Raw genomic sequence first — 15535 nt, 5'->3', positions numbered from 1 at the left:
ACTTAAGATGTTTTTTATCCATTTCCTCTAGCGTCTGCCGGTGGTCAGCCGGCTAAGCCGCTGTGGGGAAGAGGGTACGAGCATGGCATTATCCCAGAAGGTGAAGTCCATCGGTTTCAGAACGACGGGTGGGATGGCGCTGCTGCTCATATCGGTCGTGCTTGTGGCAGTTGTTGGCATTCGGGGCATGGGAAGCCTGACCGGCGCCGTAACCCAGACGGTGGACACGTCGAAGGTGCTGATCGGCGCCAACAAGGCCGAAGGCGCGATCATCCAATATCTCGTCAGCAAGGATCCCAAATGGATCGACGAGGCTGTCGGCGCTCTCGATACGGCCCAATCCAAGCTCAACGCGCTTGCTCTTTCCACAAGCGAGAAATCCGAACTCTCCAGCGGGATCGCCAAGACATCCGACGCGGTAAAAGCCCTTGCGGCCTCGCAGGATACTGTTCAGAAGGCGGGGACTGCCTTGCGCGATGCCGCTGGCAGCATGGTGACGCTTGCCGAACAGACCGAGAAGACCTCTCAGGATATTGCCAGCCAGGCAGAGACCAATTCCAACAACGCGCTGGTGACGCTCAACAGCATCCGCATTCTCATTCAGAACGCCAGCACCTTCAATGAAGGCATCAACGCGATCGAGCTTGCGCTGGTTCGTGCCGCAGGCCAAGGCGCTCAGGTCTCTACCGCGCAGCTTGCCGAACCGATGGCGCGTGCCGAGGCAGGCCTTGCCGAAGTCGTGAAGCTCGGCGGCACGCCGGACATCCAGCCGATCGTTAGCAATCTGGCGGCGACATTTGCGGATATCCAAGAAGCGATTGCCAAGGACAATGGCGCGGCACTGGTTTCAACGCAGGATTTCGCCCTCTTCTCCAAGATTTCCACCATCACCCAGGCGCTTGACGAAGCGCTGCGCAAATCCGCCGAGACCGAACTTGCCTCCAAAAGCGAGAAGGACAAGGCGCGCTCCAAGGCGCGCATCATTTCCGGTACGGCGCGCAATTTCAGCAATGTGTTGAAGGACACGCTTGCCCAGGTCGAACGATACCGCGTCCAGCCATCGACAGACTCCGCCGAGGTGATTGCGGCCGGGCTGAAGAAGGCGCAAGCGCTGGGCACCATGCTGTCGAAAACCAGCGGCACCGATATGACCGCCAATCTCGCTCAGCTCGGTCAGTCCTTCGACGCGATGAAGACCAATCTGGCGACATCCGACCAGCAGGCGTCGCTCGTCGTTTCCACATTGCAAAGCGTTACCGACGGCATCGTGAAGATCGCCGGCGAAATCGCCTCGACTTCGGAACGTCAAGGCAGCCAGGGCACATCCTGGATGTGGGGTGCTGGCCTGTTCAGCCTTGTCCTGGCGATGGCGATCGCGCTCTTCATGGTTCGCTCCGTGGCTCGCCCGATGATGCAGGTGGCGCAAGCCATGGCGCGGCTCGCACGGGGCGAGGCCGACACCCAACTGAAGCTTGCCAAGACAGACAACGAAATCGGTGAGATGATCGGTGCGCTGCAGGTGTTTCAGCAAAATGACCGCGCCCGCATCCATGCCGAGGCGGAGGCCGATCGGGAAAGACAGCAGGCCGAACATATGCGCCTCGAGCGCGAGGCTGAACGCATGACGGAAGCGCAGGCGATGGAACATGCCTTCCGCCAGATTTCGACGGGTCTTGATGCGCTTTCCAAGGGCGACCTGACGGCGCGCATCGGCGCAGTCGATCCACGCTACGATCGGATCAGAGACCACTTCAACAGCGCGGTTTCTACGCTTGAAGAGGCCATCGATGCGGTGATCCAGAGCGTCGGCACCATTCAGTCGGGACTGTTTGAAATCTCAAGCGCCTCCAACGATCTCGCCCGCCGCACGGAGCAGCAGGCCGCTTCTCTTGAAGAAACGGTTGCCGCACTTGGTGAAGTGGCAAGCGGCATCAACGGCACTGCCGATGGCGCAAGCCACGCGCAGAAGACGGTGTCCCTTGCCAAGACCAATGCGGAGAGTGGCGGTATCGTGGTGGAGCGCGCCATCGGTGCCATGAGCGAAATTCAGGAATCCTCGACCAAGATCGGCAACATCATCGGCGTGATCGACGAAATCGCTTTCCAGACCAACCTCCTGGCGCTGAATGCCGGGGTGGAGGCGGCCCGCGCCGGAGAGGCCGGTAAGGGTTTTGCTGTCGTCGCTCAGGAAGTGCGTGAACTGGCGCAACGATCGGCCGGTGCCGCACGCGAGATCAAGGCTCTGATCTCCACATCGTCAGCCCAGGTCACGACAGGCGTTCAGCTCGTCGATGAAACGGGGATGTCTCTGAAGGATATCTGCGAGCAGGTGGGTGGTATCAGCGCTATCATTGACAGGATTGCGATTGCAGCGCGCGAACAGGCGGTGAGCCTGCGCGAAGTCTCCGCTGCTGGCGACGCAATGGACAAGGTGACCCAGCAGAACGCGGCGATGGTTGAGGAGACGACTGCAGCAGCACAGACCCTGGTGCACGAGACCGAAAGACTGGCGCAGATGGTGGGGCAGTTTGCCACCACGCGTTCGGTCAGGGGCGGGATGCACGCCGCGGCAGCTTAAGGCTGCCGCGCGCGATCAGTCGCTCGGCAATCGGATGACCGATCGCTTCGCAAAGCCGATCAGGCCATTTTCACGCCTCGACGGGTTCGCGCACCTCATCCAATAGGAAATGCACGATGACGTATCGTGTCGTGTATGTGTGGCCGCTGTCTGCCACGCCTTCTTCGCTACCGCCATCAGACGGGTGCCACTGCCGGTAATGCGGGTTGTTGGCGATGAGCGTAATCGCCTTGCCCGAAAACTTGCCATCCAGCCGGTAGCGTGCTTCCGCCAGGGGCCAGATCTTCTCAAAGTCGTCCTGGGTGATGCGGGCTTTGAGGGCCTTTCTCGTGGTCGGCTCCTTGCCGCCGCCGCCCTCTGCCGGTGGAATGGAGAGGTTCACCTCTTCGGCATGGTCGAGTAGAGCGGAAAATTCCTCTGGCCACATGCGTCTCATTATTGCTCCTCCCAAAGACAATGATCTTACAACACCGCGATGATAGCGCCTTTATGCCGACAGGCAATCAGGATTTTTGCCTGCGTGATGGCAGCGAAAGCGTCAATTCAAAAGCTCAGTCGATGCCGGTGGCGGCAGCGTGATGAAGCTGCTAAACGCTGGCGAAACAGACGCTAAAGCGCCGTGCGTCCTATTGGACGGACAAAAGACGCTTTACCTTTTTGAATCGACGCATCGTGTTATCCGAAAATCGAGTCCGATTTTCGGGCCGATGCTCTAGGAGAACCAGATCATGATTGAGCCGACCGCTTCCTTCAAGGATAACCTGCAATTGCTGCCTTCGATCGATGGACTGGCGAAGATCAACCTCATTGATGCCGACGGCAATATTGTTGCCACGATCGAAAACCAGCCCGGCAAGCAAGGCTCGCTCGCCGTCTATCAATATCTTGAGCAATGCTTCGGGACGCTGAGCAGGCAAGCAGCGACCCATGGGCTCGATATTTTCGCCGAGCACACGGCCGACGCAAAGAACCGTCCCGGCGCCCATCCGAACATCGACCGCTTGCTGGAGATCGTGGCCGGTGCTGCTCCATTGAAGATCGAACTCGCGGCGCGCTGATTGTCGCGCATGGCCCAGCAATAAGAACGCGGATCAGTCACCGTTCTTGACCGACACGGAGCACGGCCTGCGCTTAAGAAGCCCTAAAGCGCCGTGTGTCCTATTGGACGCACAAAGGACGCTTTACCTTTTCAAATTTACACATCGTGCTTTTCCGAAAATCGAGCTCGATTTTCGGGCCGATGCTGTAGCCGCATTTTGCCTCACCAGATCCACACTCACGGATGGAGTGACCGCATCCATCCGCATCTCTAGTCTTCGTCCATGTCGGGCGAACTCTTAAGGCTGAGCGAGCAAGTCGCGCAGCGTCCATCTGCAGAACAGCTTATCGATTATTCGACCCAGACCCCGACCAACAGACGATAGGGAGCCAGCGTCCCAACGAGAGATAACGTTGTGCCCTGCATCCCAGCGTCGCCTGTCGTTCGCATCGGCTCGCCCGTTTCGTCTATTTACTGGTGGAGAGTTGATTGATAAATGAATGATGCTGGCCATTATCGGAGGACGTCTGTTCTTCCGTTGATGTTGCCCGGCATGCCGAAGGCCTTCCATCGTTCTGAAAAGATCGGTGCCATCTGCTCGATCCTCAGAAGCAGAGCAATCCCGCGGCCTGCGGTGAGTTCATCATGCTAGGGAGGTTCGATGTCATGATAAACCCAAAGAGTGCGCCCGCCGGCGCCACGAAAGTTCGATATTTTATTCTGTTCATGTGTTTTGTCGGGATTTCGATCAACTATCTCGATCGCGCCAATATGAGCGTCGCGCTTCCCTTCATCGACTCCGAGCTTGGCCTGAATCTCACCAACACCGAGAAAGGCTTGATTCTCGGCGCGTTTTTCTGGGCCTATGACGGCATGATGCTGCTTGCCGGCTGGATCACCGACAAGCTCGGCGCGCGCAAGACCTTTTCGCTTGCCGCCGTCTGGTGGTCGGTCTTTACGGCATTGACGCCGCTCGCCTACAGCTTTTGGACCTTCTTCGCCGTTCGTTTCGCGCTCGGTGCCGGTGAAGCCCCGGCCTATCCGTCTGCCACCAAAGCCGCCTCCCGATGGTTCCCGAAGAGCGAGCGCGCCTTTGCAACGGCTGTCATCGACTCGGGCTCTCGCGTCGGCACCGTCTTGGCGCTGCCCATCGTCACGGCCATCATTGCCGTGGCGACCTGGCACTATTCCTTCATCATCCTCGGCGCCGTCGGCATCATCTGGGCCTTCTTCTGGTACGTAACCTACCGCGATCCCACAGAGCATGAGCGGGCAAACGACCTGGAGCGTCGCTACATCATCGAGAATGGCGGGCGTACCGTCGAAAACGACGATCCTGAAGCAGCCAAGATCAAATGGGTCGATCTCTTCAGATACCGCACCATCTGGGGCATGATGATCGGCTTCTTCTGCCTCAACTTCGTGATCTACTTCTTCCTCACCTGGTTCCCAAGCTACCTGAAGACCGCCCGCGGCCTCAACCTCGCGGAACTTGGCCTATATGGCATGCTGCCAGGTCTCTCTGCTGTCGTCACCGCATGGATTGCCGGCGCGCTGGCCGATAGAGCAATCCGCAATGGTGCCAATGTCACCACGGTGCGCAAGATCATCATGGTCGGCGGCATGCTGGGTGGCGCTGCCATCCTGCCGGCATCGTTGACACAGTCGCTCTATATGGCGCTGTTCTTCCTGGCGATCTCTTACAGCAGCCTTGCCATTGCCGCGACAGGCATCTGGTCGCTACCCGCCGACGTCGCGCCAAGCTCCCGCCACGTCGCCTCGATCGGCGGCATCCAGAACTTCGCCTCCAACATCGCCGGCATCATCAGCCCGCTGCTCTTCGGATTTCTGCTGGACATGTTCGGCGGAAGCTACACGCCATCCTTCATGATGGCAGCCGGCATGGCACTGGTCGGCGCCTTCTCCTACGCCTTCATCGTCGGTCGCGCAGAACCTCTTCCAATTCTGCCGCCGAGGTCTTGATGGGTTTGGGCTGAACAGCACAAAAACTCATGACGGCCTGCGTGGGCCGTCATGATCGCATGCGTCGAGAAGCTGATAAGGCAACGCAAGCGGCTCTCACGTGGCATAATCTTGCAAATGCCAATATGCCATCAGGTGTCGCCTGAAACAGATGATGGAGATTACCCGCCGGGCGGCGCGTCAATGGACGACCGAGCCATGTCGCGCACAAGCGGACCATGATAGAAGCCTCAGAAATTCTTCAAAGGTGTTGGCCGTTTTTGAGAAGAGCTATCGACGAAAGTGCTGAGATAGTGCTTTCCGGTTATTCAGGAAACAATACCCACCTGAATCAAACGATTGCTGAGAAGCGAAGCAGCAAATCAGTCAGAGTGGTGGGGTGGCTAGGTTCAGGGTTTAAAGACGTTCGACAACCATTTTGGGACGAGCAGCTTGGCGGAGAGGGTGAAGCTACTTCTCAAAAAGGACGTTTTGACATTCACTGACTGGTGGAGCGCCTCAAATTTGGCCCTCGCCAATTTGCGCAGCGGCATTCACGTTCTTGAATAATCGGAAAATCATGAAGAGCGCTGATAACCCAAGTTATTTATGGCGGAGAGGGTGGGATTCGAACCCACGATACCCTTGCAGGTATGCCGCATTTCGAGTGCGGTGCATTCGACCACTCTGCCACCTCTCCGGCGCGCTGTGGTAAGCGGGCCGTTCATAGCCACAGCCATGGCGCCATGCAAGCGTAAAATTCTGTTTTGTCTTGAAAACCATGCGAATTGCGATCCTGGGAATAGGCAGGGTTTCGATATCGCGCCGGCTAAAGAGTCTTGGAGTTCGGTAAGCCTCTGTATTCTGGGATTTCGACCTTAAGCAACAGCACGTCCGCGCGTGGCCATGTCTCTTTCAGGCAGTTGAGTAGGCGCCTCCAGGGGCGCTCAAACGCAGTTTCGGAAATCCACGCAGCCTGCGACCCTTTGCATATTGGCGGGCTCTCTGGCACGTTCATGTGTATTCGGCTATTGTGCTTCTGATTTGAATGAGGTCACGAAATGGGGCGGTCGCTGCTGGCAACGGCAACGCTGACTTTCGTCGGGACCAACTGGATTTTGGTACTCGGATTTTATAGTTGCGGTTGGCGTGTTCGGGAACGATGCTGCCTTGATACGCTTGCTCCAAGGGGATGTCTTTGCACTATGTCAGCGGCGGTGAATGCGGGCGGATTTTTCGGGAGTTTGATTGGGACAACAATCCCCTAGGGCCAAAGGACGCGTGGCCCGTCGAGCTGAAAGTTCTTGTCAACGTCATGCTTGGCTCGCTTCAGCCGATGCTGATCGTTTGGGGGCCGCAGCAGATCACCCTTTATAATGACGGCTATTCGCTCATGTGCGGCAACCGTCACCCGGACGCCTTTGGCAAGCCTTTTCAGGATCTGTGGTTTGACATCTGGGACAAGGTCGAACCGATCATCAGTGCCGCCTATGCTGGTCAGGGCACATCGATGGACGACATCGAGTTTACCATGCACCGCAAGGGCTATCCGGAGGAAACGCATTTTGCCTTTTCCTATACGCCGGTTCGCGATCATTCGGGGACGGTGCTCGGCATGTTCTGCGCGTGCTCGGAAATCACCGGCGAGGTGCTGATGCGCCGTGAGCAGAAGCTGCAGCAGGAGCGCCTTAGGCAGGTCTTCGAACTGTCGCCTGGCGGTATCGCCACATTGATCGGTCCCGACCACATTTTCGAATTTGCCAATGAGGAATGTTATTCCATCATCGGTGCCGGGCGCGAGATCATAGGCAAGCCAATCGCCGAGGCGCTTTCGGAAGTGGCGCAGCAGGGGCATATCGAGAAGATCGACGAGGTCTACAGGACAGGTAAACCCTTTGTCGCAAAAGGCCAGTCGATCGAGCTGAACCGCGGGCCGGGCGGTGAAAAGCAGGATCGGTCGATCGATCTGGTCTATCAGCCGATGCGTGATGCCGTGGGCGAGATCTTCGGCATCCTGGTTCAGGCACAGGATGTGACCGAGCGCCTGGCCGAAGAGCGGCACAAGGAACTGGTGGCGCATGAACTTGGGCATCGCCTGAAGAACCAGTTGGCCATGGTTCAGGCCATCGCATCGCAAACATTGCGATCCGCACCGGATATGAATGTGGCGCGGCAGACGCTCGCCGAGCGCATCAATATTTTGAGCCGTGCCCATGATACGGTGATCCAGGGAGGGCTAGGTTCCTCCACGGTCCGCAATCTCGTTGGGCAGATGCTGGCGGTGCATGATGACCCGAGCGAGCCTCGCTTCATCGTGGAGGGGCCGGAAATCCACGTCGGCTCTCGCCCGGCGCTGTCGCTTTCCCTTATTCTCCATGAGCTTGCCACCAATGCCGTGAAGTATGGAGCGCTCTCGACGCCGACTGGCAAGATCGAGATTTCCTGGCAAGTTGTTGGCGAGAACCGGGAGACCTTCGAATTTACGTGGCATGAAAAGAGCGGTCCGCCGGTCTGCCCACCGGACCGCGAGGGCGCTGGCTCACGATTGATCAAGGCCGGGGTGTCCGGGGTCTCGAATAGCAAGGTCACGGTTCGTTATGAGCCGAGCGGTCTGCAATGCAACGTCGTGGCTGATCTGCGCGCATTCCAGCAGGATCACTGAGCGCCGCCAGAGGCTGGCAAACCTCTGCGGGAGCGCTCTAGAACTTCAGCCGATAGCGGATATGACCGTCGCTCTTGACGTAGCTGTCATATAGCGCTTGGGCGCGGTGATTGCCTTCATCCGTATGCCAGTAGAGGCGCGACCATCCGTTTTCGTGGCAGATCCGAATGAGATCCTCGATCAGGGCGCGACCGATGCCTTTGCCGCGGATGGTGCCATCAACGAAGAGATCTTCAAGATAACAATCCGGCGTCTTGGCCCAGGTGGATTCATGAAAATGGTGGATGGCGAAGCCGACGACCGTGCCGTCCAGAACGGCAAGTCGCACTGATAGCCGCGATACCGGGTCCAGCAATCGTTCCCAGGTATGGTCGGTCACGTCGTCTAGTAGATCGACCTTGTAGAAGGCGAGGTACGCCTTCCACAGACGGAGCCAATCATCCCGGTCACTGCTGGTGGCATCGCGGATCGTCAGTGTCATTGTCTCTGTCAGGCTCCTGCTTCGTCCAATAGCCGGATCATCTCGTCGCTCAAGCGAAGGTTGACCGAGCGTTTAAAGCTTTCCAACTGCGAAAGGCTCGTGGCGCTGGCGATCGGGGCCGTTACGGATGGTTTTGCCAATAGCCAGGCGAGCGCAATGTCGGCGTGCCGTGCACCGGTCTCAGCAGCGATTGTGTCCATGGCGCCAAGGATGGCAAGCCCACGCGGATCGAGATAATTGGCGACGCGATAGGAGCGCGCAACACCCTCGGTGTCGGCCTTGGTTCGGTATTTGCCGGTCAGGAAACCGGCAGCGAGGCTGTAGTAATTGATGACGCCGATGTCTTCGCGGGCGCAAAGGTCCGCGAGCGGGCCTTCAAACTTGTCGCGGGTATAGAGATTGTATTCCGGCTGAAGAACGTCGAAACGTCCGAGCCCGGTCGCTTCCGCGACATCGAGTGAGGCCTGAAGCTGCTGCGCATTGTAGTTCGAGCAGCCGATGGCTCTGACCTTGCCAGCCTCTTTCAGCCGGGCAAAAGCGCCTAGCGTTTCTTCAAGAGGCACGGCATCATCCGGCTTATGGGCGAGATAGAGATCAATATAGTCGGTCTGCAGACGACGCAGCGAATCGTCGACCGCCTTGGCAATCCAGTCAGCGCTCAGCCCTGTCTTGCGCTCATTATTGTCAAAGCCGACCTTGGTGATGATGACGGCGTCGTCACGCTTCACGGAGCCGCTCTTCAGCCACTTGCCGATGATCGCTTCGGATTCTCCACCCTGATGGCCTGGTACCCAGGCCGAATAGACATCGGCCGTATCGATGGCATTGAAGCCGGCGTCGAAGAAGGCGTCCAGCAGTTGAAAGGAGGTCTTCTCGTCTGCGGTCCAGCCAAAGACGTTGCCACCGAAGACGATAGGCGCGACGGGAAGGCCGGTGCGGCCAAGCGTTCGGTTCTGCATGGAGTTTCTCCTCAATTGTCTCTCGAATGGTTTAGCGGTGCTGCCAGGCGATGACTATTGAATTTCCGTGATCCAATTATCTCGCCAAAGAGGCAAACGCCTGTCACGAGGAGAGGTTTCGAAACGCAGTCGGTGGCTTTTCATGATGCTGCTGCCAGATGCGGCGCAGATGACGCGCGGAGGCAAAGCCTGAGCGTTCTGCCACGGCCTCCATATCGAGCCTGGATTGGGAGATGATATCGCGCGCCAGGGTCACCCGGATGAGGTTGACATAGTCCACGACGCTTAGCCCCGTCTGCTCTCGAAACAGCCGGGACAGATGTCGCTGGCTGAGATTGGCAATGTCTGAGAGGCGCGCCAGCGTCCAGTCCTCTGCCGGATTTGCAACGATGGCATCCTGGGCTCGATGAATGGAGGGGTGAATGTGGTTTCGGCCCGAAAGCCAGGGTGAAATTTGTGGATCGTGAGTCGTGCGGCGCATATAGACCACCATGATCTGCGCGATGCGGGCGGCGACCTCTGGACTGACGAGGGTCGAGACGAGATGCAGAATGAGGTCTATGCCGGTGGAAATGCCAGCGCTTGAAAAGCGTTTGCCATCCTCGACGAACAACCTGTTTTCCTGAACCAAGGCAAGCGGCGCAATTCGCTTGAGATCGGCGATGCAGTGGGCGTGCGTGGTGCAAGAGTGGCCATCGAACAGCCCGGCCTCCGCGGCAATCAACGCGCCGGAGCATATGCTGACGATTGTCGTGTCCGGCCTCACCGTTCGCAGCAGCCAGTCGGAAAGAGCGCGCCGTTCCTTGGACGCCTCCGGCTGCTGCGGCGTCATAGATGAGCTTCCGGAGATCAGGATCATCGCATGTGCGGGCAGCACATCTGGCAGAGGCTCAAGCCCGCAAAGGCCAAGTCCTATCGTCGTCGTCTGGTTTGGCTGCGCTGCGATGTAGTGGCAAACGAAGCGGATTTTCTTCTGTTGTTCATTGGCGTAGCGCAGCACTTCCAGAGGCCCGGCAACATCCAGCAGTAGTGTCTGCGGGGGCAGCACCACAAAAACAGGAATGACGTGCGGCGTGTCGCCAGGCCCTTGGCTCATCAGTCAGCCTTCCTCATATCATTGATTGCATCTTCGACGGTTGCAATGCGCGCAAATCGTCCCGAAAGAACAAGTTCGGTGCGCTTGGCAATGTCGGCGGGCGAGAAGACCTCGCCGGAGGCATGCGTCATTGGGAAGGTCAGCGTGGCTTCCGTCACGTAATCGACCTTATAGCCGAGATCGGCGGCATGGCGCGTTGTGGTCTCGCAGCATTGCTCGGTACGGATGCCGGAGACGATCAGACGGTTGATCCCCCGCTGCGTCAGCCAGACGTCAAGCCCGGTGCCGACGAAGGCCGAATGACGGTTCTTCTGGAAAGTCACGCTTGGGTTGATGCTGATTCCTTCGAATGTGCGAATAAAGCCGCTTTCGGCCGAGAAGGCCCGGTCTCCATCGACATGGAAAATCTGCACGACGGGAATGCCTGCCGCTTCCGCTCCATCGATCAACGCCTGTTGGGCTGCGATGAATTTCGTCAGGCCGCTTTCTTCGAAGTAGGGTGTGTGTCGGAAGGATTCCTGGACGTCGATAACGAGAAGCGCGGTGTTGTGGGACATTTTTGTAACTCCAGTGTTCATCTGAATACTGTTTTACGCCCGCGATAGAAAGGCGAAATGCGTTCATCGGACGAAAAGAGGACATATCGGGCCATCTTGCTCGTGGTCGAAGAGCCTCGACGGAAGGAAGAAGCGAACGTTAGACTCTCGATGCGCTACACGTCGTCTTTGGACGTCGCTTCATCGTCCGGGACTTGAGCGAGGAGCGCGCCAGTAGCCGATGAGGGACAGAAGCAGAGCCGCAACGAAGGCGGCAATTAAGGCCAACGGCCATTGGAGCATAGGATTGCGCAACAAGAGCAGCGTGGAGATGCCGTAGCTGACGAGCAACGAGATCAGAGTGATGCTGGTTACGATGAAGCGGCTGGTGCTCGCAATTGCGCCTCTGCGCCGCAGATAGAGAACGGCAAAAGCTGCGGTGGAAAGAAAGCTAAGTGTTTTTCCAAGCAGAACCGGAACGCCAACCTGTGACAGGAGCATCCACGTGACGAAAGCATCAAGTGCCATGCACGTGAACTGAACAGAAATAAAACGAAGAAATGTCACGCCAAACCTCGATCATGAGCAAGCGTGATCATAAGTCCTCAATTGAGCGTTGTCAGCAGCTGCTTACCGAAGCGCGAACGCTCCGACGAAGGCCATGGCGACACCGATGTTCAGCCCTACCAACGTCGCCAAAAGCGTCAGAATCGAAACGCCGCTTGCCGCCATAAGCGCGGCAGCTGCAAAGACTGCCACCACAAGGATGCCGACGCTCGCGACGGCAAAGGTCGAACGTGTTGCCGCAGCACTCAAGCCAAGTGCTATTCCCAGAACAAATTCCATGATGCCGCTCCTCCCAAAGCAATCAAGACAAGGCATCTTCTCCTCAAAAGCTGCGATGTCTCCTCGATGGCATGCACTTCAAGATATCGAAGGTAACACAGTATAACGATTCTGCCAGTTTTTATTCAAACTGTCACAAAGTCCTTACGGTTCCCGAATCGTGGCGCATCGGTTACCATTGGGTATGAGCGATATTTTCAGTCAGCCAGCGCTGAGCAACCTCACCGAATTTTCCGTTTCCGAGCTGTCCGGTTCCATCAAGCGGACGGTGGAGACAGCGTTCGATCAGGTGCGCGTACGTGGTGAGATTTCCGGCTATCGCGGACAGCACACATCCGGTCACGCCTATTTTTCGCTGAAGGACGATCGCGCACGCATCGATGCTGTCATCTGGAAAGGGAGTTTTTCCAAGCTGAAGTTCCGCCCGGAAGAGGGCATGGAAGTGATCGCAACGGGAAAGATCACGACCTTCCCGGGATCATCGAAGTATCAGATCGTCATCGAAAGCCTGGAACCCGCGGGAGCAGGCGCTTTGATGGCATTGCTGGAAGAGCGCCGCCGTAGGCTGGCTGCGGAAGGGCTGTTCGATCAGGCACGCAAGCGCCGGCTGCCCTACATGCCGCATGTGATTGGTGTGGTGACCTCGCCGACAGGTGCCGTCATTCGCGATATCCTTCACCGGATTTCCGATCGTTTTCCGGTTCACGTTCTGGTCTGGCCCGTCAAGGTTCAGGGCGAAGGTTCGGGTGAGGAGGTGGCGAATGCCATACGGGGCTTCAACGCTTTGCCTGAGGGCGGCGATATTCCCCGGCCCGATGTGCTGATTGTTGCGCGTGGCGGTGGCAGCCTCGAGGACCTGTGGAGCTTCAACGACGAGATCGTCGTGAGGGCGGCGGCGGAAAGCGCAATTCCGCTGATTTCGGCTGTCGGCCACGAAACCGATACGACCTTGATCGATTACGCCGCGGATGTTCGTGCGCCAACGCCCACAGGGGCTGCGGAAATGGCGGTGCCGGTTCGGGCCGATCTCGAGGCCCAGCTTGCCGGTCTGGCGGCACGTCTATCTGGTTCGACGCGCCGGCATATGGATAATCGCGCCCAGGGACTTCGTGCGCTGGTGCGCGCGCTTCCCTCGCTCGACCAGTTGCTGGCGCTTCCCCGCCGTCGGTTCGATGAGGTATCCGTCGGGCTTGGCAGAGGGCTTGAGCTCAACACCATGAACAAGCGCCGCAGCTTCGAGCGCACCGCGTCCGGATTGCGGCCGGATGTTCTCGGCCACGGCCTGCGCCAGCATCGCCAGCGTGTGAACGAACGCATGCAACGGGCAGAAGCATTGATCGAGAGACGCCTGCTGCAAGCCAAGGCGCGGGTGTCTTCATCGGATTCATCCTTGCGCGCATTGCCGATGCGTCTCTCTGGCCAGCTGGATCGGCAGAAAGAACGACTATTGGCTTGCGTGCGGCGCGCCGACACGGCTGTTCTTCATCGCATGGCGCAGAATAGATCCGGTCTCGCTGCGCATGAGCGCATCTTGCAATCGCTTTCCTACAAAAACGTCTTGAAGCGCGGCTATGCGGTCATTCGCGATGAGGAGAACCGTCCACTCACCCGCGCCGCGGCCGTTGCTCCCGGTGCGGTCATTTCGGTGGAGTTTGCCGATGGCGAAGTTTCGGCGGTGGCGGGTGCTGATGCGCCGGCTCTGGCGGATACGTCCTCGGCTCAGGTGCGCAAGAAATCCGTGAAGCCGGTTGCGAGCGACCCGGGAAATCAGGGCAGTCTTTTTTAAAGCGCTCTTCAGTCTCGGAGACCTGGCATGAAGCACGATCTGACAGTGACCGATCATCCTGCGCCCGAAGACATTGCGGCCATCGGTACCAATCTTAGCGCATTCAACGATGCTGATGTAGGCTCCGCTGACAGGGTGCCGCTCGCGGTGATCATTCGTGGCGATGACGGCGCGCTGCTTGCCGGCATCAATGGATACACGGCCTGGGGCTGGCTCTACGTACAGTGGCTTTGGGTTCACGAAAGTCTTCGCGGCCAGCAGATGGCAGGCCGCATGTTGGCGGCCGCGGAAGACGAAGCGCGAGCGCGTAGCTGCCACTCCGCCTGGATCGACACCTTCAACCCGGCGGCGGAGAAGTCTTATCGCCGCCAGGGTTACGAGGTGTTCGGGGAGTTGCCGGATTTTCCGATCGGTCGCACCCGGAAGTTTCTGAAGAAGCGACTCTAAACGGTCCTACCCGAAAAATTTCAGGCCGCCAGTCGACCTCCGGTCATCGGTTCGGGTGCGCCGGTCGTGGTGGGGAAGCTGATCGGCATATTGCGCAGCACGCGGACGGCCAGAAAAGCAAAGCATTCTGCCTCTACGGCATCGCCCCGCCAGCCCAGTGTTTCAGCAGGCTGCGCGTCCACTCGCGCCAGCTTTGCCAGCATTCTCATCAACGTCGGATTATGGCGACCGCCGCCACTAACGAACAGTCTCTCCGGGCGCTGTGGAAGAAGGTCCAGTGCCTTGCCGACGGCGGAGGCGGTGAAGGCCGTCAAGGTGGCCGCGCCGTCTTCCAGCGAAAGGCCGTCCGCCATGCTGGCACCAAAATCGAAGCGGTCCAGCGATTTCGGGAAGCGGGCGGTGAGATAGGGATGCTGCAGCAGCTTCGCCAGTCGCTCTTCGTTGACGTGACCCGATGCGGCGATCAAGCCGTCACGGTCCATGTCGCCCAGTCCATGCTGCTTGATCCAGTCGTTGATCGGGGCATTGGCCGGGCCGGTATCGAAGGCAACGACATGGCCCTTGCCATCGCTCCAGGTGACATTGCCGACGCCGCCGAGATTGAGGATGGCAGCACTTCCGTCTTGCGCGACGCCTTTCAACAGCGCCGAGTGGTAGGCGGCAGCAAGCGGGGCACCCTGTCCACCAGCGCGAACGTCGGCGCTGCGAAAATCATAGGCAACCTTGGTGCCGAGCAGCTTCGCCATCAACTCGCCATCGCCCAGTTGCCGCGTGGCGCCAAGGCGACCCGGTTGCGGCGCGCGGTGCAGAACCGTTTGCCCGTGGAAGCCGACGACGCCGATATCGGAGAGCGAAAGCCCGGCATCCTTCACGAGGTCTGCCACGGCAGCGGACTGAGCGCGGGTCAGCGCGTCTTCCGCTCTGCCAAAAATCTCCGGCTCCGGTCCTTCGAAATTCCATTTGCGGGCCTCAGCCAGCGTCTCCTCCAGAAGATCGCGAACCGCCTGATCATAGGGTGCGAGCGTGTAGGCACCAAAGCGCTCGACGCGTTCTCCATCGGTGTGAAGAAGCGCAACGTCGATGTTGCCATCCAGCACGGTTCCCGTCATCAAACCCACGGCCCAGATCGGTTCCATGTCGTCT

The 15535-nt window shown here is 58.5% G+C and carries 15 protein-coding genes and 1 tRNA gene; 7 read left to right on the top strand and 9 right to left on the bottom strand.

Annotation, left to right across the window (positions count from 1 at the left end):
* Positions 1-82: 82 nt before the first annotated feature.
* Positions 83-2578: a methyl-accepting chemotaxis protein gene (locus ACTJKV_RS21380; protein WP_440599432.1), complete on the top strand. Its 2496-nt coding sequence runs from the start codon at positions 83-85 to the stop codon at positions 2576-2578.
* A 70-nt stretch (positions 2579-2648) separates the two neighbouring features.
* Here ACTJKV_RS21380 and ACTJKV_RS21375 read toward each other — a convergent pair whose 3' ends face one another.
* A complete protein-coding gene (locus ACTJKV_RS21375) occupies positions 2649-3005 on the bottom strand; it encodes a hypothetical protein (protein WP_113180528.1) in 357 nt (118 codons plus the stop codon).
* A 301-nt stretch (positions 3006-3306) separates the two neighbouring features.
* Here ACTJKV_RS21375 and ACTJKV_RS21370 point away from each other — a divergent pair, with 301 nt between their 5' ends.
* The 3 genes from ACTJKV_RS21370 (at position 3307) to ACTJKV_RS21360 (ending at position 6085) form a co-directional block, all read left to right on the top strand.
* On the top strand, positions 3307-3636 hold the full coding sequence (locus tag ACTJKV_RS21370; RefSeq protein WP_111850774.1) for a DUF2322 family protein: 330 nt from the start codon (positions 3307-3309) through the stop codon (positions 3634-3636).
* A gap of 647 nt (positions 3637-4283) precedes the next feature.
* The gene (locus ACTJKV_RS21365) at positions 4284-5600 is read left to right on the top strand and encodes an MFS transporter (protein WP_082447464.1); all 1317 of its coding nucleotides are present in this window, start codon (positions 4284-4286) and stop codon (positions 5598-5600) included.
* Between the two features lie 218 nt (positions 5601-5818).
* Positions 5819-6085 (top strand): hypothetical protein, encoded by a 267-nt coding sequence (locus ACTJKV_RS21360; RefSeq protein ID WP_162741044.1) that lies wholly within the window; start codon positions 5819-5821, stop codon positions 6083-6085.
* Between the two features lie 104 nt (positions 6086-6189).
* Here the strand turns inward: ACTJKV_RS21360 and ACTJKV_RS21355 are convergent.
* A tRNA-Ser gene (locus tag ACTJKV_RS21355) sits at positions 6190-6279 on the bottom strand.
* A gap of 498 nt (positions 6280-6777) precedes the next feature.
* Here ACTJKV_RS21355 and ACTJKV_RS21350 point away from each other — a divergent pair.
* Positions 6778-8241 (top strand): HWE histidine kinase domain-containing protein, encoded by a 1464-nt coding sequence (locus ACTJKV_RS21350; protein ID WP_427927920.1) that lies wholly within the window; start codon positions 6778-6780, stop codon positions 8239-8241.
* Between the two features lie 37 nt (positions 8242-8278).
* Here the strand turns inward: ACTJKV_RS21350 and ACTJKV_RS21345 are convergent, their stop codons facing one another.
* From ACTJKV_RS21345 to ACTJKV_RS21320, 6 genes are all read right to left on the bottom strand, one after another.
* Complete coding sequence (locus ACTJKV_RS21345) at positions 8279-8722, bottom strand: GNAT family N-acetyltransferase (protein ID WP_113180530.1); 444 nt, start codon at positions 8720-8722, stop codon at positions 8279-8281.
* Positions 8723-8730: 8 nt separating this feature from the next.
* Complete coding sequence (locus ACTJKV_RS21340) at positions 8731-9681, bottom strand: aldo/keto reductase (RefSeq protein WP_440599431.1); 951 nt, start codon at positions 9679-9681, stop codon at positions 8731-8733.
* 103 nt (positions 9682-9784) lie between these two features.
* A complete protein-coding gene (locus tag ACTJKV_RS21335; RefSeq protein WP_113180532.1) occupies positions 9785-10777 on the bottom strand; it encodes a GlxA family transcriptional regulator in 993 nt (330 codons plus the stop codon).
* Positions 10777-11334 (bottom strand): isochorismatase family protein, encoded by a 558-nt coding sequence (locus ACTJKV_RS21330; RefSeq protein WP_062427661.1) that lies wholly within the window; start codon positions 11332-11334, stop codon positions 10777-10779. The genes ACTJKV_RS21335 and ACTJKV_RS21330 overlap by 1 nt, the downstream gene beginning before the upstream one ends.
* Before the next feature lie 180 nt (positions 11335-11514).
* A complete protein-coding gene (locus ACTJKV_RS21325) occupies positions 11515-11841 on the bottom strand; it encodes a hypothetical protein (protein WP_440599430.1) in 327 nt (108 codons plus the stop codon).
* A gap of 102 nt (positions 11842-11943) precedes the next feature.
* A complete protein-coding gene (locus tag ACTJKV_RS21320) occupies positions 11944-12159 on the bottom strand; it encodes a hypothetical protein (protein WP_062427663.1) in 216 nt (71 codons plus the stop codon).
* A 184-nt stretch (positions 12160-12343) separates the two neighbouring features.
* Here ACTJKV_RS21320 and xseA point away from each other — a divergent pair, with 184 nt between their 5' ends.
* Positions 12344-13945, top strand: a complete 1602-nt coding sequence (gene xseA, locus ACTJKV_RS21315; RefSeq protein WP_440599429.1) for an exodeoxyribonuclease VII large subunit — start codon at positions 12344-12346, stop codon at positions 13943-13945.
* A gap of 27 nt (positions 13946-13972) precedes the next feature.
* Positions 13973-14392 carry a GNAT family N-acetyltransferase gene (locus ACTJKV_RS21310; protein ID WP_440599428.1) on the top strand — a complete coding sequence of 140 codons (420 nt, stop codon included), beginning with the start codon at positions 13973-13975 and terminating at the stop codon, positions 14390-14392.
* Positions 14393-14412: 20 nt separating this feature from the next.
* Here the strand turns inward: ACTJKV_RS21310 and ACTJKV_RS21305 are convergent, their stop codons facing one another.
* Complete coding sequence (locus ACTJKV_RS21305; protein ID WP_312806576.1) at positions 14413-15528, bottom strand: anhydro-N-acetylmuramic acid kinase; 1116 nt, start codon at positions 15526-15528, stop codon at positions 14413-14415.
* Positions 15529-15535: the final 7 nt, after the last annotated feature.

Origin of the sequence: Agrobacterium sp. 22117, from assembly GCF_052045735.1 — a bacterium.
Lineage (GTDB): Bacteria > Pseudomonadota > Alphaproteobacteria > Rhizobiales > Rhizobiaceae > Agrobacterium > Agrobacterium cavarae.
This window is presented reverse-complemented; position numbering and strand designations above follow the sequence as displayed.

Bases quoted from the DNA above. Each gene is read 5' to 3' on its own strand.
- ACTJKV_RS21380 (WP_440599432.1), top strand. From the start codon at position 83: ATGGCATTATCCCAGAAGGTGAAGTCCATCGGTTTCAGAACGACGGGT.
- ACTJKV_RS21375 (WP_113180528.1), bottom strand. From the start codon at position 3,005: ATGTGGCCAGAGGAATTTTCCGCTCTACTCGACCATGCCGAAGAGGTG.
- ACTJKV_RS21370 (WP_111850774.1), top strand. From the start codon at position 3,307: ATGATTGAGCCGACCGCTTCCTTCAAGGATAACCTGCAATTGCTGCCT.
- ACTJKV_RS21365 (WP_082447464.1), top strand. From the start codon at position 4,284: ATGATAAACCCAAAGAGTGCGCCCGCCGGCGCCACGAAAGTTCGATAT.
- ACTJKV_RS21360 (WP_162741044.1), top strand. From the start codon at position 5,819: ATGATAGAAGCCTCAGAAATTCTTCAAAGGTGTTGGCCGTTTTTGAGA.
- ACTJKV_RS21345 (WP_113180530.1), bottom strand. From the start codon at position 8,722: ATGACACTGACGATCCGCGATGCCACCAGCAGTGACCGGGATGATTGG.
- ACTJKV_RS21340 (WP_440599431.1), bottom strand. From the start codon at position 9,681: ATGCAGAACCGAACGCTTGGCCGCACCGGCCTTCCCGTCGCGCCTATC.
- ACTJKV_RS21335 (WP_113180532.1), bottom strand. From the start codon at position 10,777: ATGAGCCAAGGGCCTGGCGACACGCCGCACGTCATTCCTGTTTTTGTG.
- ACTJKV_RS21330 (WP_062427661.1), bottom strand. From the start codon at position 11,334: ATGTCCCACAACACCGCGCTTCTCGTTATCGACGTCCAGGAATCCTTC.
- ACTJKV_RS21325 (WP_440599430.1), bottom strand. From the start codon at position 11,841: ATGGCACTTGATGCTTTCGTCACGTGGATGCTCCTGTCACAGGTTGGC.
- ACTJKV_RS21320 (WP_062427663.1), bottom strand. From the start codon at position 12,159: ATGGAATTTGTTCTGGGAATAGCACTTGGCTTGAGTGCTGCGGCAACA.
- xseA (WP_440599429.1), top strand. From the start codon at position 12,344: ATGAGCGATATTTTCAGTCAGCCAGCGCTGAGCAACCTCACCGAATTT.
- ACTJKV_RS21310 (WP_440599428.1), top strand. From the start codon at position 13,973: ATGAAGCACGATCTGACAGTGACCGATCATCCTGCGCCCGAAGACATT.
- ACTJKV_RS21305 (WP_312806576.1), bottom strand. From the start codon at position 15,528: ATGGAACCGATCTGGGCCGTGGGTTTGATGACGGGAACCGTGCTGGAT.